16 protein-coding genes and 1 pseudogene are annotated in these 18,871 nt (G+C 71.5%); 14 read left to right on the top strand and 3 right to left on the bottom strand.

All coding sequences use genetic code 11. The features are described 5' to 3' along the window. The first annotated feature begins 98 nt into the window (after positions 1–98). The 8 genes and pseudogenes from ACH4XV_RS11970 (at position 99) to egtD (ending at position 9,944) form a co-directional block, all read left to right on the top strand. Positions 99–1,781 (top strand): glucose-6-phosphate isomerase, encoded by a 1,683-nt coding sequence (locus tag ACH4XV_RS11970; protein WP_395788859.1) that lies wholly within the window; start codon positions 99–101, stop codon positions 1,779–1,781. Beyond that, the gene (zwf, locus tag ACH4XV_RS11965; RefSeq protein WP_395788857.1) at positions 1,778–3,334 is read left to right on the top strand and encodes a glucose-6-phosphate dehydrogenase; all 1,557 of its coding nucleotides are present in this window, start codon (positions 1,778–1,780) and stop codon (positions 3,332–3,334) included. Before ACH4XV_RS11970 ends, zwf begins: the two co-directional genes overlap by 4 nt. After that, positions 3,331–4,503: a glucose-6-phosphate dehydrogenase assembly protein OpcA gene (gene opcA, locus ACH4XV_RS11960; RefSeq protein WP_395788855.1), complete on the top strand. Its 1,173-nt coding sequence runs from the start codon at positions 3,331–3,333 to the stop codon at positions 4,501–4,503. The genes zwf and opcA overlap by 4 nt, the downstream gene beginning before the upstream one ends. Next, complete coding sequence (pgl, locus tag ACH4XV_RS11955) at positions 4,500–5,258, top strand: 6-phosphogluconolactonase (RefSeq protein WP_395788853.1); 759 nt, start codon at positions 4,500–4,502, stop codon at positions 5,256–5,258. Before opcA ends, pgl begins: the two co-directional genes overlap by 4 nt. A gap of 296 nt (positions 5,259–5,554) precedes the next feature. Beyond that, positions 5,555–6,805: an ergothioneine biosynthesis glutamate--cysteine ligase EgtA gene (gene egtA / locus ACH4XV_RS11950; RefSeq protein WP_395788851.1), complete on the top strand. Its 1,251-nt coding sequence runs from the start codon at positions 5,555–5,557 to the stop codon at positions 6,803–6,805. Next, positions 6,802–8,148, top strand: coding sequence for an ergothioneine biosynthesis protein EgtB (gene egtB, locus ACH4XV_RS11945; RefSeq protein WP_395788849.1), 1,347 nt, complete (start codon positions 6,802–6,804; stop codon positions 8,146–8,148). Before egtA ends, egtB begins: the two co-directional genes overlap by 4 nt. Then, positions 8,148–8,849 (top strand): annotated as a pseudogene (gene egtC / locus ACH4XV_RS11940) (ergothioneine biosynthesis protein EgtC); the annotation flags it as partial. The gene egtB and the pseudogene egtC, both read left to right, overlap by 1 nt. A 117-nt stretch (positions 8,850–8,966) precedes the next feature. Continuing rightward, complete coding sequence (gene egtD, locus ACH4XV_RS11935; protein ID WP_395789964.1) at positions 8,967–9,944, top strand: L-histidine N(alpha)-methyltransferase; 978 nt, start codon at positions 8,967–8,969, stop codon at positions 9,942–9,944. A gap of 76 nt (positions 9,945–10,020) precedes the next feature. Here egtD and ACH4XV_RS11930 read toward each other — a convergent pair whose 3' ends face one another. The 3 genes from ACH4XV_RS11930 to ACH4XV_RS11920 form a co-directional block, all read right to left on the bottom strand. After that, positions 10,021–10,974 carry a heme A synthase gene (locus ACH4XV_RS11930; protein WP_395788847.1) on the bottom strand — a complete coding sequence of 318 codons (954 nt, stop codon included), beginning with the start codon at positions 10,972–10,974 and terminating at the stop codon, positions 10,021–10,023. Between the two features lie 80 nt (positions 10,975–11,054). Continuing rightward, complete coding sequence (locus tag ACH4XV_RS11925) at positions 11,055–11,771, bottom strand: ABC transporter permease (RefSeq protein WP_126641407.1); 717 nt, start codon at positions 11,769–11,771, stop codon at positions 11,055–11,057. An 83-nt stretch (positions 11,772–11,854) separates the two neighbouring features. After that, positions 11,855–12,784: an ABC transporter ATP-binding protein gene (locus ACH4XV_RS11920; RefSeq protein WP_395788845.1), complete on the bottom strand. Its 930-nt coding sequence runs from the start codon at positions 12,782–12,784 to the stop codon at positions 11,855–11,857. 203 nt (positions 12,785–12,987) lie between these two features. Here ACH4XV_RS11920 and ACH4XV_RS11915 point away from each other — a divergent pair, with 203 nt between their 5' ends. From ACH4XV_RS11915 to ACH4XV_RS11890, 6 genes are read left to right on the top strand one after another with little or no spacing between them, the layout of a single operon-like run. Next, positions 12,988–13,854, top strand: coding sequence for a helix-turn-helix transcriptional regulator (locus ACH4XV_RS11915; RefSeq protein WP_395788843.1), 867 nt, complete (start codon positions 12,988–12,990; stop codon positions 13,852–13,854). Then, positions 13,851–15,263: a Fe-S cluster assembly protein SufB gene (gene sufB / locus ACH4XV_RS11910; RefSeq protein WP_078977698.1), complete on the top strand. Its 1,413-nt coding sequence runs from the start codon at positions 13,851–13,853 to the stop codon at positions 15,261–15,263. Before ACH4XV_RS11915 ends, sufB begins: the two co-directional genes overlap by 4 nt. A gap of 3 nt (positions 15,264–15,266) precedes the next feature. After that, positions 15,267–16,499, top strand: coding sequence for a Fe-S cluster assembly protein SufD (gene sufD, locus ACH4XV_RS11905; protein ID WP_395788841.1), 1,233 nt, complete (start codon positions 15,267–15,269; stop codon positions 16,497–16,499). After that, entirely contained in the window at positions 16,496–16,813 is a 318-nt protein-coding gene (locus ACH4XV_RS11900; protein WP_078977699.1) for a non-heme iron oxygenase ferredoxin subunit, read from the top strand. Before sufD ends, ACH4XV_RS11900 begins: the two co-directional genes overlap by 4 nt. 7 nt (positions 16,814–16,820) lie before the next feature. Continuing rightward, positions 16,821–17,585 (top strand): Fe-S cluster assembly ATPase SufC, encoded by a 765-nt coding sequence (gene sufC, locus ACH4XV_RS11895; RefSeq protein WP_395788838.1) that lies wholly within the window; start codon positions 16,821–16,823, stop codon positions 17,583–17,585. Then, positions 17,582–18,841, top strand: a complete 1,260-nt coding sequence (locus ACH4XV_RS11890) for a cysteine desulfurase (protein WP_380011231.1) — start codon at positions 17,582–17,584, stop codon at positions 18,839–18,841. Before sufC ends, ACH4XV_RS11890 begins: the two co-directional genes overlap by 4 nt. The last annotated feature ends 30 nt before the right edge of the window (positions 18,842–18,871 follow it).

Raw genomic sequence — 18,871 nt, 5'->3', positions numbered from 1 at the left:
GCACGTGACCCGTTCGGCGGCGGCGGGACGGGTAATCCACGCAATCAGGGCATGATTTCAGCACACTCCCACCCCATTAATAGGAGGGCTGACCGCCCGTGGTACACGCAAACGACGAACGCGTGACCGCAGGCGGCGTGGACGTCACCGTTTCCGGTGACCTCGTTCACTCCGCCGCAGTCGCCGAAGTCATCACCGCCTGCGTCGTGGACAAGGTGCCCGCGCGCCTGGCCGCCTCCGACGCCACCCTGTGGGGCCCGGACGCCGAGTCGCTGGCCGCGATCCGCCTGGGATGGGTGGACCTGCCCGCCTCCTCGCGCGCGCTGCTGCCGCAACTCGCCGAACTGCGCGAGCGGCTGGCCGCCGAGGGCCTGGACCACGTGGTCCTGGCCGGCATGGGCGGCTCCTCGCTGGCCCCCGAGGTGATCACCGCCACCTACGGCAAGCCGCTCACCGTGCTCGACACCACCGACCCCGCCCAGGTCCGCCGCGCGCTCGGCGACGACCTGGAGCGCACCGTCGTGGTCGTCTCCAGCAAGAGCGGCGGCACCGTGGAGACCGACAGCCACCGCCGCGCGTTCGAACAGGCCTTCCTCGACGAGGGGTTGACCAACGACCAGCTCGCGGGGCGGATCGTGGTGGTGACCGACCCCGGCTCGCCGCTGGAGAACACCGCGCGCAACGCCGGCTACACCATCGTGCTCGCCGACCCCAACGTCGGCGGCCGCTACTCCGCGCTCACCGCGTTCGGCCTGGTGCCCAGCGCGCTGGCCGGCGTGGATGTGGAACGCCTGCTCGACGAGGCCGCGGCGCTGGCCCCGACGCTGGCCGGCGATCGGGACAACCCCGGCCTGCTGCTCGGCGCGGTGCTCGGGGCCGCCGCCAACCACGGCCGGGACAAGCTGGTCCTGGCCAACAGCGGCGACATCGTCGGATTCGGCGACTGGGCCGAGCAGTTGATCGCCGAATCCACCGGCAAGCAGGGTCGGGGCATCCTGCCCGTCGTGGTCGAGGGCCCGACCGCGCCCGGGTTCGACCACGCGAGCGGCCCCGACGCGGTGCGCGTGGTCATCGGCGCCGAGGACATCGAGCGCCTCGCCGCCGACCTGCGCGTGTCCGGCCCGCTGGGCGCGCAGTTGCTGCTGTGGGAGTACGCGACCGCGGTGGCCGGCCGGGTGCTCGGCATCGACCCGTTCGACCAGCCCAATGTGCAGGAGTCCAAGGACAACACCGGCGCGCTGCTCGAGCGCGCGGGCGACGACGGACCGCTGCCGGTGGGCACACCAGCCTTCGTCGACGGCGCGGTCGAAGTACACGGCGACGCCGAGCTGTTGGCCGGCGCGAGCGATGTGACCGGGGCGCTGCGCGCGCTGCTGGCCGCGGTGCCCGACAACGGCTACCTCGCGGTGATGGCCTACCTGGACCGGCTCGGCGACACCGACGCGCCCAAGCTGCGCCCGCTGCTCGCCGAGGCGCTGGACGGGCAGCAGGTCACCTTCGGCTGGGCACCTCGATTCCTGCACTCCACCGGCCAGTTCCACAAGGGGGGCCCCGCCGTCGGCGCCTTCCTCCAGATCACCGGCGCCAACACCGAGGACCTGGACGTCCCGGCCAAGCCGTACAGCTTCGGCCGCCTGCAACTGGCCCAGGCCCTCGGCGACCTCGGCGCGATCACCTCGCGCGAGCGCCCGGTCCTGCGCCTGCACCTGACCGACCGCGCGGCCGGACTCGGGCAACTGCTCGACGCCGCCCGCGCCCTCGCGGACGGAGCGGCTCGATGAGCCCCAAAGCCGGCAAGAGCAAGCCGGCCGTCTGGCCGGAGAACCCGCTGCGCGACCCCCAGGACCGCCGACTCCCGCGCATCGCGGGCCCGTCGGGCCTGGTCATCTTCGGCGTCACCGGCGACCTGTCCCGCAAGAAGCTGATGCCGGCGATCTACGACCTGGCCAACCGCGGCCTGTTGCCGCCGGGCTTCGCGCTGACCGGGTTCGCCCGGCGCGACTGGGAGAACCAGGACTTCGCGCAGGTGGTCTACGAGGCGGTCAAGGAACACGCCCGGACCCCCTTCCGGGAAGAGGTCTGGCAGCAGCTGTCCGAGGGATTCCGGTTCGTCCAGGGCGAGTTCGACGACGGCAAGGCGTTCGACCAGCTGCGCCAGACGATCGACGAGCTGGACGAGCAGCAGGGCACCCAGGGCAACCACGCGTTCTACCTGTCGGTGCCGCCGAAGGCCTTCCCCGAGGTGGTCCGCCAGCTCAAGGAGCACGGACTCGCCGACCCCAGGGCCGACTCGTGGCGCCGCGTGGTGATCGAGAAGCCGTTCGGGCACGACCTCAAGAGCGCGCGCGAGCTGAACAAGGTCGTCGACGAGGTCTTCCCGCCCGAGTCGGTCTTCCGCATCGACCACTACCTGGGCAAGGAGACCGTCCAGAACATTTTGGCGTTGCGCTTCGCCAACACCATGTTCGAGCCGCTGTGGAACCGCTCCTACGTGGACCACGTACAGATCACCATGGCCGAGGACATCGGCATCGGCGGCCGGGCCGGCTACTACGACGGCATCGGCGCCGCGCGCGACGTGATCCAGAACCACCTGCTGCAACTGCTCGCGCTGACCGCGATGGAGGAGCCGGTGTCCTTCGACGCCGACGCGCTGGTGGCCGAGAAGCTGAAGGTGCTCGGCTCGGTCAAGCTGCCCGACGACCTCTCCCGCGGCACGGTGCGGGCCCAGTACACCCGCGGCTGGCAGGGCGGCGAGCTGGCCAAGGGCTACCTCGAAGAGGACGGCATCCCGCCGGACTCGCGCACCGACACCTACGCCGCGATCAAGTTGGAGATCGCCAACCGCCGCTGGGCGGGCGTGCCGTTCTACCTGCGCGCGGGCAAGCGCCTCGGCCGTCGGGTCACCGAGATCGCCGTGGTCTTCCAGCGCGCTCCGCACCTGCCGTTCGACGCCACCGCGACCGAGGAGCTGGGGCAGAACGCCCTGGTCATCCGGGTGCAGCCGGACGAGGGCATGACGGTGCGCTTCGGCTCCAAGGTGCCGGGCACCGCGATGGAGGTGCGCGACGTCAACATGGACTTCGCGTACGGCGAGTCGTTCACCGAGTCGAGCCCGGAGGCGTACGAGCGCCTGCTGCTCGACGTGCTGCTCGGCGACGCCCCGTTGTTCCCCCGGCACGAGGAGGTCGAGCTGTCCTGGAAGATCCTCGACCCGATCGAGGAGCACTGGGCACAGCACGGCAAGCCCGAGCCCTACGTGTCCGGGACCTGGGGTCCGGACGCGGCCGACGAGATGCTCGCACGTGACGGACGGAGCTGGCGCCGCCCATGATGATCGATCTGACGGACACCAAATCGAGCAAGATCAATGCCGCGCTGGTCGAGGCTCGCCGAGGAATGGGCAGCCCCACCCTCGGCATGGTGCTCACCCTGGTCATCGTCACCGACGAGGCCAACCAGTACGACGCGATGAAGGCCGCGAGCACCGCCGCCCGTGAGCACCCCTCGCGGATCCTGGTGGTGATCGGCCGTCCGGGAGCGGAGATCGCGCCGCGCCTGGACGCCGAGGTCCGGGTCGGCGACTCGGGCGTGGGCGAGACCGTACTGCTGCGCATGCATGGCGAGTTGGCCAACCACGCCGAGTCGGTCGTGCTGCCGCTGCTGCTGCCGGACGCGCCGGTCGTGGTGTGGTGGCCGGGGCGTGCGCCGGAGGTGCCGAGCAAGGACCTGCTCGGCGCGCTGGCCACCCGCCGGGTGACCGACGCCGCCGCGCCGCCGCGCCGGGCCGATGTACTGCGGTTGCGGGCGAGCGCGTACACGCCGGGGGACACCGACCTGGCCTGGACCCGCACCACGCCGTGGCGCAGCCTGCTGGCCGCGGCGCTCGACCAGAAGTACAGCCGGATCCTGAGCGCGAAGGTCGGCGCCAAGGCGGGCAACCCGAGCGCGGAACTGCTCGCGCTGTGGTTGACCGACCGCCTGGAGGTCGACGTGGAGCGGGTGGAGACCAACGGCCCCGGGATCACCGCGGTCACGCTGGTGACCGAGGACGGCGAGATCGTGATCGACCGCCCCGACGGGATGATGGCGTCGCTGTCCTCGCCCGGTCAGCCGGACCGGGTGGTCGCGCTCAAGCGGCGCGAGGCCTCCGACCTGGTCGCCGAGGAGCTGCGCCGGCTGGACCCGGACGACGTGTACGCGGCGACGTTGGCGCGGGCCGCGTTGGAGGCGGCGCGGGAGCCGTCGGCGGCGTCGTTCACCGAGTCGCCCGTGTCGCAGACGCCGGTGAGCGACGTGGAGAAGGCCGAGGAGGGCGAGGCGCCGCTCCGGAAGGCGAAGAAGGAGGTCGGTACGGCTCCGCCGGTCAAGCGCACGTCGAGCGCGGCGGGGGCGAAGCGGCCCTCCGCGCGGGGGCGGGTGGCGGACGAGGGCGCGCCCGCCGCCGCGCCGAAGAACACGGCCGATCGGGCGCCTCGGAAGAAGAAGGGCGACGGCGCGTGAGCCCGCACGGCCCGGTTCGGGTGCACGCCGACACGGCGCTGCTCGCCAAGGCGGCGGCGACCGGGTTGATCCAGCGAGTCGCCGACGCGCAGGCCGAGTTCGACGTGGCGCACATCGTGCTCACCGGTGGCCGCAACGGCAACGCGTTGTTGCACGAGTTGTCGCTCACGCCCACGCTGGGCGCGATCGACTTCGACCGGCTGCACGTGTGGTGGGGCGACGAGCGGTTCCTGCCGGCGGGCCACGCCGACCGGAACGAGACGCAGGCGCGTGAGGCGTTGTTGGACACCGTCCCGGTGCTGCCGGAGCTGGTGCACCCGATGCCGGCCAGTGACGGTCCGGACGGGGACGACGTGGAGGCGGCGGCGGCGCGGTACGCCGCCGAACTGGCCGCCGCCGCGCCCGAGGGTGCGCCGGTGCCGGCGTTCACCCTGGCCATGTTCGGGGTGGGCCCCGACACACACGTCGCGTCGCTGTTCCCGGGCTTCGCGGCGACGGAGGAGACGGGGCGCACGGTGGTCGCGGTCCGCGAGGCCCCCAAGCCTCCGCCGACCCGGATCACCCTGACCTTCCCGGCGATCCGAGCCGCCCACGAGGTGTGGCTGCTCGCGGCGGGCGAGGACAAGGCCGACGCGGTGGCGGCGGCGCGGACCTCCACCGACCCCACGAAGACCCCGGCGGCCGGCGCCTACGGCACCGGCGCGACGCTGTGGCTGCTCGACCGGGCCGCGGCGGCGCGACTGCCGGAGCACTAGCCGTACCCGAAGGGCGGGGTGGAGGCCGGGATCGGCTTCCGCCCCGCCCTTTCGCATGCCGCCGGCCCGGTGCGCGGACGGCCGTCGACGGCGGCCCGTTTCCTGCCACACCGTTACATTTCGCGCACCATAATCGGGCGAATGCGGCAACCCGACGGTCTCGCTCCCGGAGGTACGGGTGTTCGGGTCGCGATTGCCGGGTACAGCAGACCGGGAAGTGATGGGAGGGCCACACTGGGGGCCACGAGTGGGCCCGGAAGCGGGACCACGCGAGGGATCGAAGGAGTGCGTGCGCGATGGCTGCCACTCTGCGGGAGGACGACGCACAGGCCCATGTACACGGGGTGTGCTTCAAGACCGGCCCGCCCGCGCGGGTCGGGATCGAACTGGAATGGATCGTGCGCGACGGCGCCGACGCCCACCGGGAGGTGGCGCCAAAGCGCTTGGACGAGGCCCTGGCCCCTTTGGAGGCGCAGGGGCTGCCGTTCGGCAGCAGATTGACCCGCGAGCCGGGTGGGCAGGTCGAACTGAGTTCACCGCCCGCCGACACGCTCGCCGGATGCGCCCGAGACCTCCGCGCCGACATGACGGCCCTGGAGCAGGCGCTGGCCACCCGCGGACTCGTACTCGCGGGCCACGGCCTGGAGCCGTATCGAAACCCGGCACGCGTGCTGGACCATCCGCGCTATCGGGCGATGGAGGCGTACTTCGACCGGGACGGCTCCTGGGGCCGGATGATGATGCGCGGCACCGCGTCCGTGCAGGTCAACCTGGACGCGGGCGACGAGAGCGCGGGGCTTCGCGGCTATCGATCGCGCTGGGAGTTGACCCACCGGCTGGGCCCGGTACTGGTCGCCGCGTTCGCCAACTCACCGCTGTGGCAGGGCAAGCCGACCGGTTGGCGGTCCACCCGGCAACTGGTCTGGGCCCGGATGGACCCCGGCCGTACCCGGCCGCCCGGCCCGCCGCCGGGCATCGACGGCGACCCGCGCGCCGCGTGGGCGCGCTACGCGCTGGACGCGCCGCTGTTGTGCCTGCGCGGCGCCACGGCTGACGGCTGGAACGCCCCGGAGGGGTTGACCTTCCGCTCCTGGCTGCGCGGTGTACCCGGGATGCGGCCACCCACCCTCGACGACCTCGACTACCACCTGACCACCCTCTTCCCGCCGGTGCGCCCTCGTGGCTGGCTGGAGTTGCGGATGATCGACGCGCAGTGCGGCCGGGACTGGATTGTGCCCGCCGCGATGGCCGCCACCCTGCTGGACGACCCGGTCGCGGCCGAGGCGGCCTGGGCGGCGACCGAGCCGCTGTGCGCCGACGGCGAGACCGTACCGACCGAGGCGGTCTGGCGGCGCGCCGCCCGGATCGGACCCGCCGACCCGGTGCTCGGCAAGGTGATCCTCGCCTGTTTCGCCGCCACCGAGAATGCGCTGGCCGACGCCGACGCGCCCGGCCCGGTCCGTGCGGCCGTCGCCGAATTCACCCGGCGCTACGCCGAACGGGGCCGATGTCCCGCCGACGATCTGCTCGAAAGGACCTGTCGATGACGTCGCTGAAGCAGTCGGAAACCTCGACGTCCGCGAAATCGATAGCCGAGGCCGCGCTGGCGCGGGCCCGGCGCCGGACGCTGGCCCTGACCGAGTGTCTGACCGACGAGGAACTGACCGCCCAGCACTCCCCGTTGATGTCGCCGCTGGTCTGGGACCTGGCGCACATCGGAAACCAGGAGGAGTTGTGGCTGGTCCGCCGGGCCGGCGGGCGCCCGGCGCTGCGCCCGGATCTGGACGCGCTGTACGACGCGTTCCGCCACCCTCGCGCGAACCGGCCGGCCCTGCCGCTGCTCGCGCCCGATCCGGCCCGGGACTACGTCCGCGAGGTGCGGGTCCGGGCGCTGGAGGTGCTGGAGGGCGCCGACTTCGACCCCGACGGTGATCCGCTCCTGGCGCACGGGTTCGTGTTCGGCATGCTCGCCCAGCACGAGCAGCAGCACGACGAGACCATGCTCGCCACCCACCAGCTGCGCGCCGGACCGGCCGTCCTGGACGCCCCCGAACCGCCCGCGGCGCCGCCGGACGCGGCCGGGTTGCCGCGTGAAGTGCTGGTCGCGGCCGGGCCGTTCGAGATGGGCACCGACACCGACGGGTGGGCCCTGGACAACGAGCGGCCCGCGCATACCGTCGAGGTGGCGGCGTATTGGCTGGACACCGTGCCGGTGACGAACGCGGCCTATCTGGAGTTCATCGCCGACGGCGGATACGACCGGGACGAGTGCTGGACCCCGGAGGGGCGCCGGCATCGGGACGAAGCCGGGCTGCGCGCACCGCTGTTCTGGTGGCGCGACGGTGACACGTGGCTGCGCCGGCGGTTCGGCCGGACCGAGCCGGTGCCGCCGGACGAGCCGGTCGTGCACGTGTGCTGGTACGAGGCCGACGCCTACGCGCGCTGGGCCGGGCGGCGGTTGCCGAGCGAGGCCGAGTGGGAGAAGGCGGCGCGGCACGATCCGGCCGAGGGGCGGTCGCGGCGGTATCCATGGGGCGACGCCGAACCCACGCCCGAGCACGCCAACCTCGGCCAGCGGCATCTGCGGCCGGCGCCGGCCGGGGCGTATCCGGCGGGCGCCGCGCCTTCCGGGGCACGGCAGTTGCTCGGCGACGTCTGGGAGTGGACCGACTCCGACTTCACCGCCTACCCCGGGTTCGCGGCGTTTCCCTATCGGGAGTATTCCGAGGTGTTCTTCGGGCCCGGGCACAAGGTGCTGCGCGGCGGCGCGTTCGGGGTGGACGAGGTGGTTGCCCGGGGCACGTTCCGCAACTGGGACCTGCCGATCCGGCGGCAGATCTTCGCCGGATTCCGCACCGCGCGCGACGCGGCGCCCGGGGAGGCGGGCTGATGTGCCGTCACCTGGCCTATCTGGGGCCGGAGATCCCGCTGGCGTCGGTGCTGCTGGAGCCGACGCGCGGGTTGTACGAGCAGTCCTGGGCGCCGCGCCGGCAGCGGTACGGGACGGTCAACGTCGACGGGTTCGGCTTCGGCTGGTATCCCGACGCGGGCCCGGACGCGGATCCGGCGGACGTCGAACCCGCCCGCTATCGGCGCGCGTTGCCGATCTGGGCCGATCCGAACCTGCCCGACCTGGCCCGGACCGTGCGCAGCGGGGCGTTCCTGGCCGCCGTGCGCAGCGCCACCGCCGGCACCAGTCAGGAGGAGGCGGCGGCCGCGCCGTACCGGGACGGCGCGTGGTTGTTCAGCCACAACGGCGCCGTCCCGGACTGGACCCGGCTGCCGGTCGGGCCCGCGCTCGATCAGGCCGCCCTGCTGGAGATGGAGGCGCGCTGCGACTCGGCGCTGATCTGGGCCCTGCTCGCGCGCCGGCTGCGGCAGCGCGAGCCGGTCGGCGGCGCGCTGGTCGACGTGGTCCGGCGGATCGCCGAAGTGCGTCCGACGGCCCGGCTCAACCTCTTGCTCACCGACGGCCGGACCGTGTTCGCCACCCGCTACGCGGACACCCTCTGGTACCGCACCGGCCCCGGCCGGGTCCTGGTCGCCTCCGAGCCCGACGAGCACCCGGACGCGACCTGGGGCCCGTGGCAGGAGGTACCCGACCACTCCCTCCTCGTCGCCACCCGCGACGGCGTCCGCATCGCCCCGATCCGTCCCGTGCGACCCGTCGCCGCACGTCCGTCATCCGCACCACAGGAACGGCGTCCCATGAACAGCCGATTCACCCTCGACCACCGGCTGCCGGCCGACTACTTCGACACCACCCTGCGCGCCGACGTGCGCCACGGACTGACCGCGCCGAGCAAGTCGTTGCCGCCCAAGTGGTTTTACGACGCGCGCGGCAGCGAGTTGTTCGAGGAGATCACCCGGCTGCCCGAGTACTACCCGACCCGCGCCGAGCAGGAGATCCTGACCCGGCGCGCCCCCGAGATCGCCGCGGCGACGCGGGCCCACTCGCTGATCGAATTGGGCTCGGGCTCGTCCCGCAAGACCCGGCTGCTCTTGGACGCGCTCACCGCGGCGGGCACGCTGGAGCGCTATGTGCCGCTGGACGTGAGCGATTCGGCGCTGGTCCAGGCCGGTGAGGCGCTGTGCCGCGACTACCCGGCACTGCGGGTCGCGGCCACGGTCACCGACTTCGAACATGAACTCGCCCTGGCGGACGAGCCGGGTCCACGCCTGCTCAGCTTCCTGGGCAGCACGCTCGGCAACCTCGACCCCGCCCAGCGCACGGCCTTCTACCGCATCCTGCGCCGCGCGCTGAGCGCCGACGACACCCTGCTGCTCGGGGTCGACCTGGTCAAGGACCCGGCCGTGCTGGTCGCCGCCTACGACGACGCCCAGGGTGTCACGGCCGAGTTCAACAAGAACGTCCTGCACGTGCTCAACCGCGAACTCGACGCCGACTTCGACCCCGACGCCTACGACCACGTGGCGCTGTGGAACGCGGCCGAGGAGCGCATCGAGATGCACCTGCGCTCCAGGATCGACCAGACGGTCAAGATCCCGCCCCTGGACCTGTCCGTCGACTTCGCCCGGGGTGAACACCTGCGCACCGAGATCTCCACCAAATTCCGCCGCGAGCCACTGGAAGCCGAACTCGCCGGGGCCGGCTTCACGATCCGCCAGTGGTGGACCGACGCCCAACTCCGCTTCGCCCTCCTCCTGGCCGTCCCGAGCAGCTGACCCGGGCGACGCCGCCCGAGAACACCGAGACGGACCGGACCCGCCGGGGTCCGGTCCGTCTCCACGGGTGCGGCGCTCAGTAGCTGGTGGCGACCGGTTCGCGGGCTTCGGTTTCGGGCTCGGCGGCGGCCTCCCGGGGCTCGTCGCCTCGGGTGCGGAGGGCGAAGAGGGTTCTTGTTGCGGTGACCGCGGTGAGGGCGGCGCCGAGCATGTGGGTGAGGACCATCCACTCGGGGAGGCCGTTGAAGTATTGGATGTAGCCGATCAGGCCCTGGGGGATCAGGACGGCGAGCAGCCACCACACGCGCGTTTGGGCGGCCTGGGGGGCGTCGGTGACGCGCAGGGCCAGGGCCAGGGCGACGGCCGCGCCCAGGAGGAGGAAGGCCAGGTCGGCGTGCAGCCACGCGATCTGGTCGATGTCCACGTCGAAACGCTTGGCCTTGAGGTCGCCCGCGTGCGGGCCGGAGCCGGTGACCACGGTGCCGATCACGATCAGGGCACCCGCCAGGCCGAGGGTGCCGTAGCCGAACCAGCGGATCTCGGGGCGGACCAGGAATCGGGCCGGCGCGTCGCCCTCGCCGGAGCGTTCGTACAGCGCCACCGCCGACGCGATCAGCAACATCGACAGGAGCAGGTGGCTCGCCACCGCCATCGGGTGCAGGTCGGTGAGCACGGTGATGCCGCCGAGCAGCGCCTGGCCGACCACCGTGCCGATCTGGATCCAGGCCAGCGTGGTGATGTCCTTGCGGCGCGCGGTCATCCGGTACGCCGCCACCACGCACGCCACCGCGATCGCGCCGACCACGTAGGTCAGCATGCGGTTGCCGAACTCGATGTACGCGTGGTGGCCGACCGCCTCGTGCGGCGTCCAGTTGCTCGTGTCGCTGTCGCATCGGGGCCAGGTGTCGCACCCCAGGCCCGAGTCGGTGAGTCGGACGAGACCGCCCGTGACGACGATGCCGATCTGCGCCACCAGGTTCGCGAGGAACACGCGGCGCGCGACGAGTGGGGAGACGGCCTGCAGACTCATGCGCGACATGCTACGTCGTGAACGAATTCACAAGCGCACCAGGGGTGTCGGTCTGCGCCCGCCCCGACCCCGCTCCGGCCTCACTCCCAGCGGAAGAAGCGCGCCGCCGCGCCGAGGCCCAAAACCGCCCAGACCGCCAGGATGGCCAGATCGCCCAGCGGCAGACCCGATCCGTCCCGGAGCACGTCGCGCAGCCCGTCCGACAGCGCCGAGATGGGCAGCAGCGCTAGCGTGTGCTCGACCCCGGAGGGGAACTTGTCCAGCGGCACGATCACCCCGCCGCCGAGCAGCAGCAGGATGAACACCAGATTCGCGCCCGCCAGGGTCGCCTCCGCCCGCAGCGTGCCGGCCATCAGCAGGCCGAGCCCGGAGAACGCCGCCGTGCCCAGGAGCAGCAGCAGGATCACCCACACGGGGTTCCCGTGCGGCGACCATCCCAGTCCGAACGCGATCGCCGTGAGCAGCGCCACCTGGAGGATCTCCACCACCAGGACACACGCGGTCTTGGCCACCATCAGCCCCCACCGGGGCAGCGGGGTCGAGCCCAGCAGCTTGAGCACGCCGTAGCGCCGTTCGAACCCGGTCGCGATCGCCTGCCCGGTGAACGCGGTCGACAACACCGCCAGCGCGAGCAGCCCCGGTGCCAGAAAGTCGACCCGGTCGCCGTCCCCGGTGTCCACGAGGTCGGCCGAGCTGAACACCACCAGCAGCAGCGTCGGAATGATCACCGTCAGCAACAGCTGCTCGCCGTTGCGCAGCAACATCCGGGTCTCCAGGGCGCTCTGCGCCAGGATCATCCGCCCCAGTGGCGCCGCCCCCGGCGCGGGCGTGAACGTACCGCGCGTCTCGTCCTGCGTCGTCGCAGCCTTCGCCACCGCGCTCAACTCCGCAGCTCCCGTCCGGTCAGCTCCATGAACACGTCCTCCAAGCTGCGCCGCTCCACCGTCAGCCGCTCCGGCATCACCCCGTGCTGCGCGCACCAGGAGGTGACCGTGGCGAGCAGTTGCGGGTCTATCTCGCCCTCGATCCGGTACGCGCCGCGCGAGACCTCGAACGCCTTGGCGCCTTCGGGCAGCGCGTTCAGCAGCGAGCCCATGTCCAGATTGGGCGGGCCGGAAAAGCGCAACGAGTTCTCCGCGCCGTCGTGGCACAGCGCCTCGGGCGAGCCGGACGCGATCACCCGGCCGCGGTCCACGATCGCCACCTCGTCGGCCAGCTTCTCGGCCTCGTCCATCAGGTGTGTGGTGAGCACCACGCTCACCCCGTCGGCGCGCAGCTCGCGCACCAGGTCCCAGGTGGCGTGCCGGGCGTGCGGGTCCAGGCCGGCGGTCGGCTCGTCCAGGAACACCAGTTCGGGGCGGCCGACCACGGCGAGCGCGAGCGCCAGGCGCTGCTGCTGGCCGCCGGACAGCCGGCGGTAGGTGGTGCGCCCGCACGAGCCCAGGCCCAGGCGTTCGATCAGCATCGCCACGTCCAGGGGGTGTGCGTGCAGTTTGGCGACGTGGCGCAACATCTCCTCGGCGCGCGCTCCCGAGTACACGCCCCCCGACTGCAACATCACCCCGATCCGGGGCCGCAGCGCGGCGGCGTCGCGCACCGGGTCCAGGTCGAGTACCCGGACCTCGCCCGCGTCGGCACGCCGGTAGCCCTCGCAGATCTCGATCGTGCTGGTCTTGCCGGCGCCGTTGGGGCCGAGCACGGCGGTGACCCGGCCGCGTTCGACGGTGAGCGAGAGCCCGTCCACGGCGGTCTTGTCGCCGTAGCGCTTGACCAGGCCCGTGAGCGCGACTGCCGGCGACGAGGAGTCCATGACGAGTCAGTCTAGAAAGCCCCGGGCACCCCTCGTGCCGGGGCCGGCGAGAACGGCCGGAACACCTCGGGACTGACGGGGCGTCAGATGAATCCGCAGGTCGAACGCCATGCCGAGAGGAGTGTGATGTTAGGTACACCTAAGTGATGGACTCCACGCGGACGCCGTTTGGCCTGGCGCACTATTAACGCAACAATGGTGTTGTGGAAAACGCGCGGACGAGCGAGGAGGCACCGAGGCGGGCGACCGTCCCGGGTGCCGGCACGCCCGAACACGACGGCCACGAGGGCACCCGGCACCGGGTCACCCGGTCGATCGTCGAACACGGCCCGTCCACCGCGGCGGACCTGGCCGAGCGGCTGGAGCTGACCCCGGCGGGGGTGCGTCGCCACCTCGACGCACTGCTCGCCGAAGGTGTGCTGGTGGCCGGCGAGCAGCGCGTCTACGGGCGCCGGGGCCGGGGTCGTCCGGCCAAGCTGTTCGCGCTGACCGACGCCGGCCGCTCCGGTTTCCACCAGGAATACGACGAGCTTGCGGCCGAGGCGCTGAGCTTCGTGGCCGAACGGCTCGGCACCGAGGCGGTGGCAACTTTTGCCCGCGAGCGGCTTACCGCCCGCGAGGAGAGGTATCGTCCCTCGGTCGAGTCCGCGCCCACCGGGGAGCGGGCCCGAGCGCTGGCCGAGGCGCTGTCCGCCGACGGGTATGCCGCGAGTGCGCGGCCCGCACCCGGCGGAGAGCAGCTTTGCCAGCACCACTGTCCGGTGGCGCACGTCGCCGAGCGGTTCCCACAGCTCTGCGAGGCCGAGGCCGAGGTGTTCGCACGCCTTCTCGGCACGCACGTGCAACGGCTGGCGACCATCGCCCACGGCGACGGCGTCTGCACCACGCACGTTCCTGCTGTACAGGCTGAAACGGCCGGTCCGACCGGTCGCAGGACCGGCTCGTCCGGTCCGCCGGCCGCACCCCCCGTTTCGAAAACCAGCGAAGACCAGAATCCGCCGCGCCGGGGCCCCTCCCGTTCGCGGGAATCGACCGCCGCCGACCCGGCTTCCGGGAGGACTACTTCATGACCACCGACGCTCGCCCCGAGCTCGAGGGCCTGGGCACCTACGAGTACGGCTGGGCCGACTCGGACACCGCCGGCGCCTCCGCGCGCCGGGGCATCTCCGAGGAGGTCGTCGCCGACATCTCGGCGAAGAAGTCCGAGCCCGAGTGGATGTTGAAGCAGCGCATGAAGGGCCTTCGGCTCTTCGGCAAGAAGCCCATGCCGACCTGGGGCTCCGACCTCTCCGGCATCGACTTCGACAACATCAAGTACTTCGTCCGCTCCACGGAGAAGCAGGCCGCCTCGTGGGAGGACCTGCCCGAGGACATCAAGAACACCTACGACCGGCTCGGCATCCCGGAGGCGGAGAAGCAGCGCCTGGTCGCGGGCGTCGCCGCCCAGTACGAGTCCGAGGTCGTCTACCACCAGATCCGCGAGGACCTGGAGGAGCAGGGCGTCATCTTCCTGGACACCGACACCGGGCTGCGCGAGCACCCGGAGCTGTTCAAGGAATACTTCGGCTCGGTCATCCCGACCGGCGACAACAAGTTCTCCGCGCTGAACACCGCGGTGTGGTCGGGCGGCTCGTTCATCTACGTCCCGCCGGGCGTGCACGTGGAGATCCCGCTCCAGGCCTACTTCCGGATCAACACCGAGAACATGGGCCAGTTCGAGCGCACGCTGATCATCGCCGACGAGGGCTCCTACGTGCACTACGTCGAGGGCTGTACGGCGCCGATCTACAAGTCGGACTCGCTGCACTCGGCCGTGGTCGAGATCGTGGTCAAGAAGAACGCCCGGGTGCGCTACACGACCATCCAGAACTGGTCGAACAACGTGTACAACCTGGTGACCAAGCGCGCGGTGGCCCACGAGGGCGCCACGATGGAGTGGATCGACGGCAACATCGGTTCCAAGGTCACCATGAAGTACCCGGCCGTGTGGCTGCTCGGCGAGCACGCCAAGGGCGAGACGTTGTCGATCGCCTTCGCGGGCGAGGGCCAGCACCAGGACGCGGGTTCGAAGATGGTGCACTGCGCCCCGAACACCTCGTCCAACATCGTGTCCAAGTCGGTGGCGCGCGGCGGTGGCCGCACCTCCTACCGCGGCCTCGTGCAGATCGAGGAGGGCGCGCACGGCTCGACCTCGTCGGTCAAGTGCGACGCGCTGCTCGTGGACACGATCAGCCGCTCGGACACCTACCCGTACGTCGACGTCCGCGAGGACGACGTGTCGATGGGTCACGAGGCGACCGTCTCGAAGATCTCCGACGACCAGCTGTTCTACCTCATGAGCCGCGGCATGACCGAGGACGAGGCCATGGCGATGATCGTGCGCGGGTTCGTCGAGCCCATCGCGCGCGAACTGCCCATGGAGTACGCCCTCGAGTTGAACCGCCTGATCGAGCTTCAGATGGAAGGGGCTGTGGGCTAGTCCATGGCTGCGAACACCAACACTCCCGGTAGCACCACCGCCGGATCGATCGCCGTGCGCGAGGCCGGGGCCGAGAACGTGCTCGCCGGCCCCGGCACCGGCCGCTCGGTCGCCCAGCCCGCCGACGCCCGCCAGGTCGCCGCCGCCTCCTACGATGTGGCCGACTTCGCCGTGCCGACCGGCCGCGAGGAGGACTGGCGGTTCACCCCGCTGGCCCGCCTGCGTGGTCTGCACGACGGCACCGCGGCCGCGGCCGAGCGCGGCGAGGTCACCGTCTCGGTGACCGCACCCGAGGGCGTCACCGTCGAGACCGTCGACCGCTCCGACGCGCGCATCGGTCGGGCCGGCAAACCCGTCGACCGGGTCGCGGCCCAGGCGTACAGCTCGTTCGAGAAGGCCACCCTCGTCGTGGTCGGCAAGGACACCCAGCTCGCCGAGCCGATCGTGATCGACCTGCGCGGCGCCGGCGGCACCGCCTTCGGGCACGTCGCGATCGAGGTCCAGCGGTTCGCCGAGGCGACCGTGGTGCTCGACCACGCGGGCTCCACCACCTACGCGCAAAACGTCGAGTTCATCGTCGGCGACGGCGCGAAGCTCAAGGTCGTCTCGATCCAGGACTGGGACGCCGACTCGGTGCACGTGGGCGCGCACCTGGCCCGGGTGGGCCGCGACGCGTCCTTCACCTCCGTGGTGGTCACCCTCGGCGGCGACCTGGTCCGGCTCTTCCCGCGCGTGGTCTACGACGCCCCGGGCGGCGACGCCGAGCTGTACGGCGTGTACTTCGCCGACGCCGGCCAGCACCTCGAACACCGCCTGTTCGTCGACCACGACGTGCCGCAGTGCCGCAGCCTGGTCACCTACAAGGGAGCCCTGCAGGGCGCCGACGCGCACACCGTGTGGATCGGCGACGTGCTCATCCGCGCCGCGGCCGAGGGCACCGACACCTACGAGCTGAACCGCAACCTGGTGCTCACCGACGGCGCCCGCGCCGACTCGGTGCCCAACCTGGAGATCGAGACCGGCGAGATCGCCGGCGCCGGACACGCCAGCGCGACCGGCCGCTTCGACGACGAGCAGCTGTTCTACCTCCAGTCGCGCGGCATCCCGGCCGACGAGGCCCGCCGCCTGGTGGTGCGCGGCTTCTTCGCCGAGGTGATCGCCCGGGTCGGCATCGCCGACCTCCAGGAGCGGCTGATGAAGCAGATCGAGGCTCGCCTCGAGGGCGGCGCCCGATGAGCTACCTGAAGGCCTGTGCCGAGGGCGACCTGCACGAGGACACACCGCTGCGCGTCGTGCTCGACGACGTCCCGGTGACCCTCGTGCGCACCGAGGGCGACGTGTACGCGATCAACGACGTGTGCTCGCACGCCAACGTCTCGCTGTCCGAGGGCGAGGTCGAGGACTGCGCGATCGAGTGCTGGCTGCACGGCTCGCGCTTCGACCTGCGCACCGGTCGCCCCTCGGGCCCCCCGGCGAACCTGCCGGTCCCCGTATACCCCGTGAAGATCGACGGCGGCGCCGTCTACGTCGAAGTGAACCAGGAGTCCTGAGTCCGTTATGGCAACGCTTGAGATCCGCGACCTGCACGTCAGTGTGGACGCCGAGAACGGTCCGCGCGAGATCCTGCGCGGCGTCGACCTGACCGTGAAGCAGGGCGAGACCCACGCCATCATGGGCCCCAACGGCTCCGGCAAGTCGACGCTGGCGTACTCGGTCGCGGGACACCCGAAGTACCGGGTCACCGGCGGCAGTGTGCTGCTCGACGGCGCCGACGTGCTGTCCATGACCGTCGACGAGCGGGCCCGCGCCGGCCTGTTCCTGGCCATGCAGTACCCCGTCGAGGTCGCCGGCGTCTCGGTGTCCAACTTCCTGCGCACCGCCGCCACCGCCACCCGCGGCGAGGCCCCCAAGCTGCGGCTGTGGATCAAGGAGGTCAAGGAGGCCATGGAGCGCCTCCAGATGGACCCCTCCTTCGCCGAGCGCAACGTCAACGAGGGCTTCTCCGGCGGCGAGAAGAAGCGTCACGAGATCCTGCAGCTGGAACTGCTGCGGCCGAAGATCGCGATCCTCGACGAGACCGACTCCGGTCTGGACGTCGACGCGCTGCGCGTGGTCTCCGAGGGCGTCAACCGCGTGCAGGCCACCGGGCAGATCGGCACCCTGCTGATCACCCACTACACCCGCATCCTGAAGTACATCAAGCCCGACCACGTGCACGTCTTCGCGGGCGGCCGGATCGTCGAGTCCGGCGGTGCCGAGCTTGCCGACAAGCTGGAGGACGAGGGCTACGAGGCGTACACCGGCAAGGGGGAGTCTGCATGACACTGCACCTGCCGGGGCTGCTCGACACGGACACGATCCGCAAGGATTTCCCGATCCTCGAACGGCTCCTGCACGACGACCGACCGCTCGTCTACCTCGACAACGCGGCGACGTCGCAGACCCCGCGTCAGGTGATCGACGCCATGACGCACTACTACGCGAGCAGCAACGCGAACGTGCACCGCGGCGTGCACGTGCTGGCCGAGGAGGCCACCGCGCTGTACGAGGGCGCGCGGGACAAGGTCGCGGCGTTCATCAACGCGCCCAGCCGGGACGAGATCGTCTTCACCAAGAACTCCTCCGAGGCGATCAACCTCGTCGCGAACATGCTGACCTGGGCGGACGAGCCGTTCAAGGTCGGCGTGGGCGCCGACGTGGTGATCACCGAGATGGAGCACCACTCGAACATCGTGCCGTGGCAGCTGCTCGCGCAGCGCACCGGCGCCCAGCTCAAGTGGTTCGGGCTCACCGACGACGGCCGGCTCGACCTGTCGAACATCGAGCAGGTGATCACCGAGGAGACCAAGGTCGTCTCGGTGGTGCACACCTCGAACATCCTCGGCACGGTCAACGACCTGGACCCGATCGTGCGCCGCGCGCACGACGTCGGCGCCCTGGTCGTGGTCGACGCGTCGCAGGCCGCGCCGCACATGGTGCTCGACGTACAGGCGCTCGGCGCCGACTTCGTCGCGTTCACCGGCCACAAGATGTGCGGCCCGACCGGGATCGGCGTGTTGTGGGGCCGGCTCGGTCTGCTGGAGGAGCTGCCGCCGTTCCTGGGCGGCGGCGAGATGATCGAGACCGTGACGATGAGCGCGTCCACGTACGCGCCCGCGCCGCACAAGTTCGAGGCTGGCACACCGCCGATCGCGGAGGCGGTCGGGCTCGGTGCGGCCATCGACTACCTGTCGGCGATCGGCATGGACCGGATCGCCGCGCACGAGCACGCGCTCACGGGATACGCGGTCGACGCGCTGAACAGCGTCGAGGGGCTGAAGATCATCGGCCCGGCCGACAACGTGGCACGCGCGGCGGCGATCTCCTTCACCTTCGGCGACATCCACCCGCACGACGTGGGCCAGGTGCTCGACGAACAGGGCATCGCGGTTCGGGTGGGGCACCACTGCGCCCGTCCGGTCTGCCTGCGCTACGGCGTGCCGGCGACCACCCGCGCCTCGTTCTACCTGTACTCCACGCCGGCCGAGGTCGACGCGCTCGTGGCCGGGCTGGAACATGTCCGACGGTTTTTCGGTTAGTACGGGTTCGGCGGAGCAGGGGCGGGAGGC

The sequence above is a fragment of the Embleya sp. NPDC020630 genome (assembly GCF_044334985.1).
Classification (GTDB): domain Bacteria; phylum Actinomycetota; class Actinomycetes; order Streptomycetales; family Streptomycetaceae; genus Embleya.
This window is presented reverse-complemented; position numbering and strand designations above follow the sequence as displayed.